9 protein-coding genes are annotated in these 13,567 nt (G+C 56.8%); 5 read left to right on the top strand and 4 right to left on the bottom strand.

The window, feature by feature from the left end; genetic code table 11:
• Window positions 1-32: 32 nt before the first annotated feature.
• The 3 genes from R1T41_RS03465 to R1T41_RS03475 all read left to right on the top strand — a co-directional run bounded on the left by R1T41_RS03465 (window position 33) and on the right by R1T41_RS03475 (window position 3,090).
• Window positions 33-773 carry an SDR family oxidoreductase gene (locus R1T41_RS03465; protein WP_062960743.1) on the top strand — a complete coding sequence of 247 codons (741 nt, stop codon included), beginning with the start codon at window positions 33-35 and terminating at the stop codon, window positions 771-773.
• A gap of 78 nt (window positions 774-851) precedes the next feature.
• Complete coding sequence (locus R1T41_RS03470) at window positions 852-2,207, top strand: DUF2252 family protein (protein WP_317339977.1); 1,356 nt, start codon at window positions 852-854, stop codon at window positions 2,205-2,207.
• Window positions 2,208-2,328: 121 nt separating this feature from the next.
• Window positions 2,329-3,090 (top strand): sulfite exporter TauE/SafE family protein, encoded by a 762-nt coding sequence (locus tag R1T41_RS03475; RefSeq protein ID WP_317339979.1) that lies wholly within the window; start codon window positions 2,329-2,331, stop codon window positions 3,088-3,090.
• Here R1T41_RS03475 and R1T41_RS03480 read toward each other — a convergent pair.
• Window positions 3,087-3,968: a 50S ribosomal protein L11 methyltransferase gene (locus R1T41_RS03480; RefSeq protein WP_062947777.1), complete on the bottom strand. Its 882-nt coding sequence runs from the start codon at window positions 3,966-3,968 to the stop codon at window positions 3,087-3,089. The genes R1T41_RS03475 and R1T41_RS03480 overlap by 4 nt on opposite strands.
• A gap of 60 nt (window positions 3,969-4,028) precedes the next feature.
• The gene (locus R1T41_RS03485) at window positions 4,029-6,386 is read right to left on the bottom strand and encodes an ATP-dependent helicase (RefSeq protein WP_062960859.1); all 2,358 of its coding nucleotides are present in this window, start codon (window positions 6,384-6,386) and stop codon (window positions 4,029-4,031) included.
• A gap of 207 nt (window positions 6,387-6,593) precedes the next feature.
• On the opposite strand from R1T41_RS03485, the gene R1T41_RS03490 reads away from it, so the two are divergent.
• A complete protein-coding gene (locus tag R1T41_RS03490) occupies window positions 6,594-7,355 on the top strand; it encodes a hypothetical protein (RefSeq protein WP_317339982.1) in 762 nt (253 codons plus the stop codon).
• A gap of 108 nt (window positions 7,356-7,463) precedes the next feature.
• Here R1T41_RS03490 and R1T41_RS03495 read toward each other — a convergent pair whose 3' ends face one another.
• Window positions 7,464-9,257: a chloride channel protein gene (locus tag R1T41_RS03495; protein WP_317339984.1), complete on the bottom strand. Its 1,794-nt coding sequence runs from the start codon at window positions 9,255-9,257 to the stop codon at window positions 7,464-7,466.
• A gap of 326 nt (window positions 9,258-9,583) precedes the next feature.
• Here R1T41_RS03495 and R1T41_RS03500 point away from each other — a divergent pair, with 326 nt between their 5' ends.
• Complete coding sequence (locus R1T41_RS03500; protein WP_317339986.1) at window positions 9,584-10,828, top strand: multidrug effflux MFS transporter; 1,245 nt, start codon at window positions 9,584-9,586, stop codon at window positions 10,826-10,828.
• Between the two features lie 63 nt (window positions 10,829-10,891).
• On the opposite strand, the gene metH is transcribed toward R1T41_RS03500, so the two are convergent.
• Window positions 10,892-13,537 carry a methionine synthase gene (gene metH / locus R1T41_RS03505; RefSeq protein ID WP_317339988.1) on the bottom strand — a complete coding sequence of 882 codons (2,646 nt, stop codon included), beginning with the start codon at window positions 13,535-13,537 and terminating at the stop codon, window positions 10,892-10,894.
• Window positions 13,538-13,567: the final 30 nt, after the last annotated feature.

A 13,567-nucleotide genomic window follows, 5' to 3' on the forward strand; every position in this document is an offset into this window, starting at 1 on the left:
ATCGCCCGACGTTGATTTTCGGGGAAACATCCATGACAAAAACCGTTCTGATCACCGGTGGATCACGCGGCATTGGCCGTGCCACCGCCATTCTGTGTGCGCAAAACGACTGGAACGTCGCCATCAGCTATGTCGGCAACAAGGAAAGTGCCGATGAAACCTGTGCGCTGTGCGAACGGGCCGGACGAACCGGCAATGTCTTCGCCCAGAAATGCGACGTGAAATACGAACAGGACGTCCTGGACCTGTTTCAGGCAACGCTTGACCGGTTCGGCACAATCGATGCGGTTGTCAATAATGCCGGGATCGTCGCCCCCAAAAGCGATCTGGCGGATATGAGCATCGAACGGATGAAATCGGTGTTTGATACCAATGTGCTGGGGGCTTACATCGTGGCCCGCGAAGCTGCACGCGCCCTGTCACATGCGGGCGGTTCAATCGTCAATGTATCCTCGATGGCCTCCAAACTGGGATCACCGGGCGAATATGTTGATTATGCCGGATCCAAGGGCGCGATTGATACCCTGACGATCGGGCTTTCCAAGGAACTTGGCCCCAGGGGCATTCGCGTCAATGCCGTGCGGCCGGGCATTATTGATACCGATATCCACGGCAGTGCCGGCCGACCGGAACGGGTTGCCGAACTTGGCCCGTTCTGCCCGCTGGGACGGGCGGGCAAGGCAAACGAGGTCGCCAATCTGATCTACTGGCTGCTCTCAGATGATGCGTCCTATGTCACCGGGGCACTGATTGACGTGGCTGGCGGGCGATAACATGATCCGCGGCAGGATTTGACTGCGATGATCCTGTCCGGCACTCTGCACCCTGCATTGAGCGGAAAGGAAGCCGAGATGAGCATCGTCAGCGCCAGCCGAAACAATCTGATTGCGCGTGAACTCAAACGTGTCGATGGCCGCACCCCGCGTGCAAGGACCAAGCTTGCCAAACATCAGAAAATGGCTGCCAATCCATTCCGGTTCCTGCGGGGTGCCGCCCAGATGTTTTATGGCGACCTGAAATCCGGTCGTATCGTCCTGCCCGAAAGTCTGACGGACAAACGGCTGATTACCGCCATCATGGGCGATTGCCATCTGGTGAATTTCGGGCTTCTGACCGAAGACGGGTCACATGGCGACGATGTGATTTTCTGTCCTAATGATTTCGACGATGCCTGTTTCGGGCTGGCAAGCTGGGATCTGGCGCGGTTCTGTACCAGCCTGTTTCTGGCCTGCGACTATGCCGACGGACTAACGAATGACGATTACGACAGTGACGAAATGAATGATCTGTCTGGTCTTGAAGCGGCCAGCCAGAAGGATGCGAAAAAGGCCGCGGACGCATTCCTGAAAAGCTACCGGAAGACCCTGGAAAAGATCGTTTCCGACCCGGATCACCGCCGCAGTGCTGTTTTGAAATTCTCCAAGGGCCATATCCTTGAAGCTGCGCGCGAAAAGGCTTTGAAACGGGCCGCAGGGGGCAAGAAGTTTGAAACCAAAAGCGCACTTGGCAAGGCGGTCGAACTGACCGATGGCACATTGCGGTTCCGCGACCTTCCGGAACGTTACAAGCGTCTGGATGCGGCCACCATGTCAGAAATCAGACGCGTTTTCCGCCCCTATGTCGATGACAGCATCCTTGATATCGTTCTTCGCGTCGGGGCGGGCACCGGATCGGTCAATATGGACCGGTTTTATCTTCTGGTCGGGCCCGATGAGGTCGACGGGCCGGAAGATTTGCCGCTATGTCATATCGTCGAAATCAAGCAACAGCGCGAAGCCGCCCCTATCCACCATTTCCCCGATATCAGCCCGAATAACCGCCTGAACCCGGCGCATCTTTCGGTCGACTGCCAGCGGGTGATGCAGCGCCGCCCCGACCTTGTGCTTGATGAAGTCGTCTGGCGCGACGACCACTGGCTGGTGCGATCCCGCCACCATGCACGGGTCGGTCTTGATCCCGAGGATATCTGCCTTGCCACAAAGAACCCGGGCAAGGCGCTTAAGCAATATGCCAGATCATGCGGCTCCGCGCTGGCACTGGCGCATGCGCGCGGCGACATCCGGTCCACCCGGTTCGAGGAAACCATGATCAGGGCGCTTGATCGCGATGCGGAAGGACTTGTTGCCGCAGCAGAAGGCTATGCCGATCAAACCATGTGCGATTGCCTTGCCCTGCAAAAAATGGTGATGCCGCCCCTTCTGAGTTAGCAAATGTCTTGCGGCATTTATGCATGGCGGACATTCTGCCAGCCGCGCATTTGCCGATATCAAAAACGCGGCCTGTCGATACAATTCCGGCGTTGTGTTCTTGTTGGAGCAACGCACATAAATGGACGACTTTTTCTGGTGGATCGTTCTGATCGGCTTTGCCGCACAGCTTGTTGATGGTGCGCTTGGCATGGCCTATGGCCTGACATCGACATCGCTCCTGATCAGCATCGGCCTGCCCCCGACGCAAGCCAGTGCCACAGTGCACGCCGCCGAGGTTTTCACCACCGCCGTTTCCGGCACATCACATCATTTCGCGCGCAATGTTGACTGGAAAATGGTCAGGACACTGGCGATTGCCGGTTCCATCGGCGGGGCTGCCGGGGCGGCGTTGCTGTCATCGGGGATCGGCGAATATCTTGCGCCGTTTGTCGCCCTTTACCTAAGCGCACTGGGCGTTCTGGTCATTGCCAAGGCGGTGCGCAAGGTACAACCGCCTGCGGCGATGCGCGGGCTTGCCCCGCTTGGTCTGGTTGGCGGGTTCCTTGATGCGGTTGGTGGCGGCGGATGGGGACCGATCGTATCAAGCACGCTGGTCTATCGCGGCCATGCCGAACCGCACCGGATGCTGGGCACCTCGGCGGCATCGGAATTTTTCGTGACAGTGATGATCACCGTGACCTTTGCCGGGCATTTCGGACTGGAAAGTTTCGGGATGGCGGCACTGGCACTGGTGATCGGCGGCGTGCCCGCCGCACCGCTTGCCGCCGTGCTTGTCCGCATCATCCCGCGCAAACCCCTGATGATCGCGGTCGGATTGCTGATCGTGATCCTTGGCGGGTTCGGGATTTACCGGTTTGTCAGTGCGTTGCTGGTGGCTTAACCAACCACCAGCGTCGTCCATTCCTCGACCGGGAAACGCTTGACCAGTGACAGGCCAACATCGCGGTAGGCCGACAGGACAAACTGTTCCTGATGGGACAGAAGCCCCGACAGAACCACATAACCCCCTTCGGCCAGCGTACCGCGCAGGTCGCGTGCCATATGGCGCAACGGACGGGCAAGGATATTGGCACACACAATGTCGTAATAACCGGCATTGCGGATGCGCACGTCGCTAAAGCCGTTGGAATGGATCGCGGTGACCAGATCGGTGATCTTGTTGATCCGGGCATTTTCACGGGCAACGCGCACCGATGCGGCATCGATATCAGCCATCATCACCGGGCAGCGCCACGTTTTGGCACATGCCATGCCCAGAATGCCGGACCCGCAGCCCATATCAAGCGCGTTGTAACGGTACGAATGTTTGGCGATCCAGTCGATTGCCGCAAGGCACCCCTTGGTCGTCTGATGTTCGCCAGATCCGAATGCCAGACCGGCATCGACCTGCAAACCGGTTTTGGCAACCGGAATACCGTCTTCCCAGTGCGAGCCATGAACATAGAACCGGCCAACCGAAATCGGCTTGAAGCTGCGCAGATTGTCGCTGACCCAGTCTTTGGGCTCGTAGGTGCCAAATTCGACCACCGGCACATCAACACCGACCGCAGACGCCATCAATGATACGGCGGTTTCAACCGCAGTCTTGTCAAGATGATCACCCGAAAAGCCTTCGACCTTCCAGGGCGCAGTCGGATCGCCCGGCCGTTCGAAATGCGACAGGGCATCGCAATGCTCATACAACGCCTCGGCAAAGGCCGGGGCATATTTGCCATCAACCTCGAAGGTGAAATTATAGCAACGAACGGTTTCGGTCATATCGCTTCTCGCAAGATTGCGGCGGCCGTTTGACCGCACCAGAAATAATGTCCGGGCGGCTTAACCCGGCAGGATGAAACTGTCGACCACTTTCTTTGTGCCGACACCTTCGAAATGGATTTCAAGCTTGTTGCCATCGACCGCCTTGACGGTACCGGGGCCGAATTTGCGATGACGTACCGCATCGCCGACCTTGTATTTCGATGATTTCGAACTGGTGGTGTAGCTGGTTTCACCATCCGGCTTTACATCAATCACATTTTTGCGCACCCGGTCCTGCCATCCCGCGCTGGCAAACCGGCGTTCACCCGTCCCGCCATAGGGGTTATAGCTTTCCGCCGGTTTGTTATCCGCCCAGCTTGGCATTTTCATCCAGTCGTCGGCCCCCCATGCACCGGGCGATACATTGCCGCGATGATTGCCAAGGCCGGTGTCGCTGATGCGTTCGACATGCTCGTCCGGCAATTCATCGACAAAGCGCGACGGCAGGGCCGATTGCCACTGGTTATAAATCCGCCGGTTGGCCGCATAGGAAACAGTGGCACGTTTGCGTGCGCGCGTGATGCCGACATAAGCCAGACGGCGTTCTTCCTCCAGGCCCTTCACCCCGCTTTCATCCATGGCGCGCTGATGGGGGAAAACGCCTTCTTCCCAGCCGGGCAGAAAGACATAGTCAAATTCCAGCCCCTTGGCCGCATGCAGGGTCATGATGGTGACTTTTTCCTGATCGGCGTTCTGTTCGTTTTCCATCACCAGCGACACATGCTCAAGGAAGCTGGTCAGGTTTTCAAACTCCCCAATCGCAGATACCAGTTCTTTGAGGTTCTCCAGACGGCCGGGCGCATCGATTTCCTTCGATGTCCGCCACATATCGGTATAGCCGCTTTCGTCCAGAACCGTTTCAAGCACCGCCACATGCGATGTGGTTTCAAGCATCTCTCGCCAGCGTTTGAAATCGCCCAGCAACCCGCCAATCGCCTGACGCATTTTGGGTTTGAGTTCCTCGGTCCCGATCAGATCAAGCGCCGCCGCCGGAAGCGAAACCGCCTGATCACGCGAATATTGATGCAGGGTTTGCAAGGTCGCCTTCCCCACCCCGCGCTTGGGCACATTGACGATGCGTTCAAACGCAAGGCTGTCATCAGGTTGGGCGACCATGCGGATATAAGCCAGCGCATCGCGGATTTCCTGACGTTCATAGAAGCGCGGTCCGCCAACAACCCGGTAAGGGATACCCAGCGTGATCAGCCGTTCCTCAAACTCGCGGGTCTGGAACCCGGCACGAACAAGGATCGCCATATGGGATGCGCCAACACCCTTGCTTTGCAGGGCTTCGATATCCTCGCCAACCAGCCGCGCCTCGGCCTCACCATCCCAGACACCTTTGACAAAGACCTTTTCGCCGGTATCAAGTTCAGTCCAAAGCTCCTTGCCCAGACGACCATCGTTAAAGGTGATCAGCTTGGACGCAGCCGCCAGAATATGCGGGGTGGAACGATAATTCTGTTCCAGCCGGACGACCTTGGCACCGGGGAAATCGGACTCGAAACGCAGGATGTTGCCGACCTCGGCCCCGCGCCAGCTATAGATCGCCTGATCATCATCACCGACACAGCAGATATTGCGATGAACCATCGCCAGCGCGCGCAGCCAAAGATATTGGGCCACGTTGGTATCCTGATATTCATCGACCAGAACATAGCGGAAGGTTTCCTGATAACGGCGCAGGATTTCCGGATGTTTCTGAAACAGGGTCAGGCAATGCAGCAAAAGATCGCCAAAGTCGGCCGCATTCAGAACCGCCAGACGTTCCTGATAGATTTTATACAGGTACTTGGCCCCACCATTGGCGAACTCGACACTTTCATTGACCCGTTCGGGTGAAAGCCCCTTGTCCTTCCAGCGCTGGATGATCCCCATCAGTTGCTTGGCAGGCCATTTTTTCTGATCAATCTGTTCGGCATCCATGATCTGCTTAAGCAGGCGGACCTGATCATCGCTATCAAGGATCGTGAAGTTTGATTGCAACCCGACCAGTTCGGCATGGCGGCGCAATAGGCGGGCCGCCAGCGAGTGGAAAGTCCCCAGCCACCATCCTTCAACCGGACGGCCCAGAGCATGGGCGACACGTTCCTGCATTTCCTTGGCCGCGCGGTTGGTAAAGGTCACGGCAAGAATTTGCTGCGGATGCAGGCGCTCCGTCTGTCCCTTGGTTTCCAGCAGATGGGCAAGACGGGTCGTCAGAACGCGCGTTTTCCCCGTCCCGGCACCTGCCAGCACCAGCAACGGACCATCAAGCGTTTCGACCGCTTCGCGTTGCTCGGCATTCAGATTGGCAAGGTAATCGGGTGCGGGTGCGTCCTGAAGGCGCATTTCCGGGCTTGCGGCGAATTCATCGATTTCAAAGGGATCATCCATCATGTCGGGATATATAACATGCTCTGCAAACGGGGCCAGTATTGGCATTCAATCAAGTGGCGATATCGGGTTGCTTATTGTGCAACAAATCGGGAACGTCGACCAATTTTTTCCCTGAAAATATTTTTCCGCCTGCTTTTCTGCGCCAGTTTTTCCGCTGCCTTGCGTGAACAGTCATAACGACAATCACCACGCAAGGAGCCCCCGATGAGCGGCATCGACAGTCTGAGTGCCAGTCTTGCGCAAATATTTGGCCCGTCACAATCATCGGCCAGCAGCCAGTCTACCGAAAGCAGTAGCGGCGTAGAAGGCATTGGCGGATTTGCGCTCGCCAGTGCGCAAAGCACGGCCTCGACACAGGCGGTCGACGCGGTTTCGGAAATTGCTGCCAACGGACAGGGCAGCGTTGATCAGCTTTCTGATCAGATCAAAGCCATGCTGCTCGAAATGCAGGAAAGCACGGATACATCGGCCACCGATGGCGATTTTGACGCGCAGCAACTGTTTGATGACCTTGATACCGATGATGACAGCACCCTGACCAAGGATGAATTCCTGGCAGGCAAACCCGACGATGTCAGCGATGAAATGGCTGAAAACCTGTGGTCGATGATGGCAGGTAGCGAAGCCGAAAGCATTTCCCAAGACGATTACCTGACAGGCATGGCTCCCCCACCCGGTGCCACAACGACTACGGCAGCAGCGGATGAAAGCACGGACAGTTCATCTGGTGGTGACAGTGCCGCAACAGCCGATACCGAAAGTTACGACCCGCTTGATACCAACGAAGACGGCATTGTCAGCCTTGCCGAACTGATGGCTGCCGCCCCGGCGGACGAAACTCCATCCGCCAGCAGCCTGCCCGACACCAGCAGCCAGACCAGCAGCACAGGCGATGACGCCGCCGCCACCATCGGCAATGGCGCAACACCGTTCGATAACCGCCTGATGGCACAGTTGATGTCATAACTGATCGCGTAATACCGGGTCTCTTCGACGAAGCGAGAACCCCAACCTGCCGTCGGCCACGATATCAAACCGGCGGCATTTTTTTGCCTGCCACGTTCGGGAAAGCCCCTAGAACAGCTTGGGCGGCGCATCGCCGCGTTCTTCGCTTTGCAGTTCCAGAAGCGCGTTGTTATAGGCCATCATCGCGTCCTTTTCGTGGACGAAACCGACCATAAGACGTTCTTCCTCGTTATTGATCACCGGCAGGTGTTCCTCGCCGGTCTGTTCCATCAGACGCACGGCCTTTTCGATGCTGTCAGTACGCAGCAGAACCGGCGGCTTGGATCGGGCGACCTGCCCTGCGGTGACTTCTTCGCCCATTTCCGGATCAAACGCCGCATGGCGCAAATCGGCCAGTGTGATCGTACCGTGCAACCGGCCGTCATCATCAATCACGAACAGTTCGGAATAAGGTGCATTGATCAGCTTTTCGCGAATGGACGGCATCCCGTCGCCAAGCGGCACGGTCTGATATTCCGCCTTCATGATGTCGGCGACCTTCATCATGCGCAGCAAATTCATTTCCCGGCCCCAGCGGGTCGAAAGCCCCCGGCATTTAAGCTGCCAGGCAAAAAACGATCCGCCTTGGAACTGGTCCATCACAATTGATGCAATCACCGATGCCACCATCACCGCAATCGTCAGGGCATAGTCGCCGGTCAGTTCAAAGATGATCAGGGTCGTTGAAATCGGCGCGCCAAGCATGGCCGCCGCCACCGCCCCCATGCCGACCAGTGTATAGGCCCCGTACCCCGATGACAGATCGGGGAAAATCGCCGTTGCCGTCACCCCGAATGCCCCGCCCAGCATCGCACCAAGGAAAAGGGCCGGACTGAAAATCCCGCCCGCAAAGCCCATGCCGATGCAGATCGCGACCATTGCGGCCTTCACGATCAGAAGCTGTACGAGAAATGACCAGCCATACGCCCCGTAAAGCGCATCATTCATCGCACCATAACCAACGCCGACAATCTGCGGGAACTTGATCGCAACAATACCGATCACAAGCCCCGCCACTGCGGGCCGCAACCAGCCCGGAATTTTCGATGCCTTGGCCGCCATTTGCACCACCGGGATGGCACGCGTTACGCAAATCGCGGTGATCCCCGCCGCAACTCCCAAAAGCGCAAAGGCCGGAAATTCCAGAAACGACTGGATTTCATTGGCCGGCAACAGAAAGGCGATGTCGCTGCCGAAATAAAGCCGGGTGATGATCGTACCGGTCACCGATGCCAGAACAATCGGTGCAAATGCGGTCAGGGCATAATGGCCAAGGGCAACCTCGTGGGCAAACAGCGCGCCCGCCAGCGGCGCATTGAAAGACGCCGCAACCGCGGATGCCACCCCGCATCCAAGCAGGGTGCGCGCCGTGCTGCGCCGCAGATGAAGAATACGCGCCAGCCACGCCCCGAACGACGCCCCCATATGGACAACCGGCCCCTCGCGGCCAAGCGACGCACCGGTTCCCAGCGACACCGCGCTGATGAACACCGATTTGATCCCACAGCGTGACGACATGCGTGCATCGTGAAACAGGGCGGCATCAACCACGTCGGCCACCCCGTGGGTACGCCGTTCGGGCAAAAACCGGTAAATGAAAACCCCGACAAACAACCCGCCCAGTGTCGGCACCATGATCAAATGCCACGCCGGAAGATGCGCAAGATATTCATGGACCGCTTCCTCGCCCGAACCAAAGGTCAGCAACTGCACAAACAGGATGCCTTCGCGAAACAGGATGGTCCCGCCCCCGGCCATCGCGCCGACCACAAGTGCCAGGATCGACAGCACAAGCTGCTCGCTTTTGACGATACGTCGCAATTGCCCAAGCAACTGGTTGGATTTGAAAAGCTTTTCGGCCATATCGGGTTACCGGCGGGAACGGGTGAAACAGGAAGCTGTCATATGATCACAAGGTGTTGCGAATAAAAGGTAAAGGTCGGCAAATCCAGTGATATTTGCCAATAGCTGCCCCTTGCCTGATGCAGATGATGACCGCGGGTTACCTCAAATGCGTTGCCAAGGCCGGTCAGGTTCGGGCCAAGTCGATGACGCGACAGTGCTTTTTTCAGAAAACCATCATTGATCTTCGAACGGGAAATAACGCATGCTTGACGTCATACAGGTTTCCGAAGCCTGCGGGACTTTCCCCGAATAACAATAAATTCCTTTTTCAGGACTTCCGATAAATGACTGAAAGTCAAAAATCGGGCGCCACCATCGCCCGTCCGCTTCCGGGTTTTGTCGAATTCGTTGTGTTAATGGCAATCACGATTGGTCTGGTTGCGCTTTCGATCGACAATCTTTTACCCGCATTTGGTCCGATCGCCCTGGATTACGGCATCGAGGACGGCAACCGCATGCAGTTGCTGATCTATGTTTTCATGATTGCCTTTGGCCTGATGCAGATTGTCTATGGGCCGCTGGCTGACAGTTTCGGCCGCAAACGCGTTTTGATGCTGGGTCTTTTCATTTATGCCATCGGGACCGTCATGGCGATTTTTGCCGACAGTTACGATCACCTTCTGGTCGCGCGTTTCGTTCAGGGGCTTGGCGCGGCGGCCCCGCGCGTCCTGACGATTGCGATCACGCGTGACTGTTTCGAAGGCCGCGAAATGGCCCGCGTCATGTCGTTCGTGATGATGATCTTTATCATCGTGCCGGTCTTTGCCCCGGCATCGGGCAGCCTGATCCTGGCGCTTGCCAACTGGCACATGATTTTCGTCAGCACCCTTGTGCTGGCGATCATTATTGCCGTCTGGTACAGCCTGCGAATGCCCGAAACGCTTAATCCCGAATACCGGCATAAACTGTCACTCAACCGGATTGCGCGCGATATCAAAACCACCATCACCACTCGCCAGACGCTGGGTTATGCAACGGCGATGGGGCTGATGTTTGCCTGCCTGATGGCCTATATCGGATCGGCACAGCAGATTTTCGAAACCGAGGTTTACGGACTTGGCGTCTGGTTCCCGCTGGTGTTCGGGATGATCGCCGCCTGCATGAGCGTTTCATCCTTCGTCAATGCCCGCCTTGTCCGCAAGATCGGCATGCACAAGCTGTCGCAGGGGGGGCTTCTTGTGATGGCAATCAGCAGCCTGATCAATCTGGGCATCGCCTTTGCCTTTGACGGTGCCCCGCCGCTTCCGGTGTTTGGTGTCGGTCTTACGGTCACACTGTTCTGTTTTTCCATGACCATGCCAAACTTCAATTCGCTGGCGATGGAACCGGTTGGCAGGATTGCCGGCACCGCATCCTCGATGATCGGGGTTTACAGCACCCTGATCGGTGTTGTCGCGGGCGGGATCATCGGCCAGTTGTTCAATGGCACGGTCATTCCGCTGATTGGCGGTTATCTGGTGCTGGCGGTGCTGGCCATCGTGATTGTCGGCATCACCGAACGCGGGAAGTTTTTCCACGCGACGCACTGATGTCCGATCAAATGTAAAAAAGCCCCGCAGCCGGAAAGCTGCGGGGCTTTTTGTTTGATACGATCACGCCTGACGGGGATCGTAATTCAGGTTCGGCGCCAGCCAGCGTTCTGCCTCGGCCAAAGTCATGCCCTTGCGTTCGGCATAGCTTTCGACCTGATCGCGTTCGATCTTGCCAAGGCCGAAATATTTGGCTTCGGGATGGGCGAAATAGAACCCGCTGACCGAGGATGCCGGGGTCATGGCACAGCTTTCGGTCAGTCTGACACCGACATTCTTTTCCGCATCGAGCAACTGCCACAGCGTGCGTTTTTCCGTATGTTCCGGGCAGGCCGGATATCCCGGTGCCGGACGGATACCGCGATAGTTTTCGGCAATCAGTTCCGCATTCGGAAGGTTCTCATCCGCCGCATAACCCCAAAGCTCCTTACGCACCTTTTCATGCATGCGTTCGGCAAAGGCCTCGGCAAATCGGTCGCCAAGGGCCTTGACCAGAATGGCGTTGTAATCGTCATGCTCGGCTTCAAGCTTTTTGGCGATTTCTTCGACCTGCGGCCCGGCGGTGACGACGAAGCCACCGATATAATCGGTCTTACCGGATTCCTTGGGCGCGATGTAATCGGCAAGGGCGCGGTTCGGGCGTGAATTGTTTTCACGGAACATCTGCTGGCGAAGCGTGCGCAGCATTACCGGTTCATTCTGATCGGGTGCCGGGGTGACTTCGATATCGTCACCCACCGAATTGGCCGGCCAGATACCGACAACCGCACAGGGCTTGAACCATTTTTCATCGACAATGCGTTTGAGCATCGCCTTGGCGTCTTCGTAAAGGCCACGTGCGGTTTCACCGACCTTCTCGTCCTGCAGAATATCCGGGAAACGGCCATGCAGTTCCCAGGTTTCAAAGAACGGCTTCCAGTCGAACCGTTCAACCAGTTCGGCCAGATCAAAGGTTTCAAACCGGGTAATGCCCGGTTTGGCCGGTGCGGGAACATCATAGGCATCCCAGTCAAGCTGCACCTTGTTGGCGCGCGCGTCCGCAATGGCAAAACGTTTTTTCTGCAATTGCTGGGCGGCGTGTTTTTCCGCCATCGCGATATATTCCGCCCGGATTTCCGCAGCAAACCGTTCCCGGTGGGTCTCAGACACAAGCTGGCTTGCGACACCCACCGCACGCGATGCGTCAATCACGTAAACCACCGACTTGTTATAGTTCGGGGCAATCTTGACTGCGGTATGGACCTTGGACGTGGTTGCGCCACCGATCAGAAGCGGGATGTTGAGCCCCTCTCGTTCCATTTCGGCCGCCACATAGGTCATTTCCTCAAGCGACGGCGTGATCAGGCCCGAAAGACCGATCATGTCGACCTTTTCGGCCTTGGCGGTTTCGATGATTTTCTGGGTCGGCACCATCACGCCAAGATCAAGGACCTCGAAATTATTACATTGCAGGACCACGCCCACGATGTTCTTGCCGATGTCGTGCACATCACCCTTGACCGTCGCCAGCAGGATTTTGCCGTTGGTTTCGCGCACCCCATCCTTTTCCGCCTCGATGAACGGAATCAGGTAAGCCACGGCCTTTTTCATCACGCGCGCGGATTTGACCACCTGGGGCAGGAACATCTTGCCCGCACCAAACAGGTCACCGACCACATTCATGCCATCCATCAACGGCCCTTCGATAACGTGAAGGGGTTTGTCGGCCTGCTGGCGGGCTTCTTCGGTGTCTTCTTCGACGAACTCGGCAATGCCATTGACCAGCGCATGGGCCAGTCGTTCATTGACCGGCTTTTTGCGCCATTCCAGATCGACTTTCTTCTCAGGCCCGCCGGTGCCCTTGTATTTTTCGGCAATTTCCAGCAAACGGTCGGTCGCATCCGGGCGACGGTTCAGGATCACGTCCTCGACCCGTTCACGCAGTTCAAGCGGGATTTCCTCATACACCACAAGCTGACCGGCATTGACGATGCCCATATCCATGCCGGCCTGCGTTGCATAATACAGGAACACGGAATGCATCGCTTCGCGGACCGGATTGTTCCCCCTAAACGAGAAGGAAACGTTGGAAACACCGCCGGAAATCTTGGCGTATGGCAGGCGTTCCTTGATCAGCTTGCAGGCCTCGATGAAATCGACGGCATAATTGTCGTGTTCCTCGATCCCGGTCGCCACCGCAAAAATGTTCGGATCGAAAATGATGTCTTCGGGCGGGAAGCCGACCTTGTCGACCAGCACGCGATAGCTGCGTTCGCAAATCTCGATCTTGCGGGTAACCGTATCGGCCTGCCCTTTTTCATCAAAGGCCATCACGACGACAGCGGCACCATAACGGCGCAGAAGACGTGCCTGCTTGATAAAGGGTTCCTCGCCTTCTTTCAGGCTGATGGAGTTGACGATCCCCTTGCCCTGAAGACATTTCAGACCGGCTTCGATCACGTTCCATTTGGAACTGTCGATCATGATCGGCACGCGGGCAATATCGGGTTCGGCCGCCAGAAGATTGACGAATTTGACCATCGCCGTTTCGGCATCCAGCATCGCATCGTCCATATTGATGTCGATGATCTGCGCGCCGTTTTCGACCTGCTGACGGGCAACCTCAAGGGCCGCGTCGTAATTTTCCTCGACGATCAGGTTTTTGAACTTGATCGATCCTGCGACGTTCGTGCGCTCGCCGATATTGATGAATCTTGAAATGTCACTCATGGGTCTGTTCGATCTCTTTTTTCAGCTTCC

Origin of the sequence: Thalassospira lucentensis, from assembly GCF_032921865.1 — a bacterium.
GTDB lineage: Bacteria > Pseudomonadota > Alphaproteobacteria > Rhodospirillales > Thalassospiraceae > Thalassospira > Thalassospira lucentensis_A.

Bases quoted from the DNA above. Each gene is read 5' to 3' on its own strand.
- R1T41_RS03465 (WP_062960743.1), top strand. From the start codon at position 33: ATGACAAAAACCGTTCTGATCACCGGTGGATCACGCGGCATTGGCCGT.
- R1T41_RS03470 (WP_317339977.1), top strand. From the start codon at position 852: ATGAGCATCGTCAGCGCCAGCCGAAACAATCTGATTGCGCGTGAACTC.
- R1T41_RS03475 (WP_317339979.1), top strand. From the start codon at position 2,329: ATGGACGACTTTTTCTGGTGGATCGTTCTGATCGGCTTTGCCGCACAG.
- R1T41_RS03480 (WP_062947777.1), bottom strand. From the start codon at position 3,968: ATGACCGAAACCGTTCGTTGCTATAATTTCACCTTCGAGGTTGATGGC.
- R1T41_RS03485 (WP_062960859.1), bottom strand. From the start codon at position 6,386: ATGGATGATCCCTTTGAAATCGATGAATTCGCCGCAAGCCCGGAAATG.
- R1T41_RS03490 (WP_317339982.1), top strand. From the start codon at position 6,594: ATGAGCGGCATCGACAGTCTGAGTGCCAGTCTTGCGCAAATATTTGGC.
- R1T41_RS03495 (WP_317339984.1), bottom strand. From the start codon at position 9,257: ATGGCCGAAAAGCTTTTCAAATCCAACCAGTTGCTTGGGCAATTGCGA.
- R1T41_RS03500 (WP_317339986.1), top strand. From the start codon at position 9,584: ATGACTGAAAGTCAAAAATCGGGCGCCACCATCGCCCGTCCGCTTCCG.
- metH (WP_317339988.1), bottom strand. From the start codon at position 13,537: ATGAGTGACATTTCAAGATTCATCAATATCGGCGAGCGCACGAACGTC.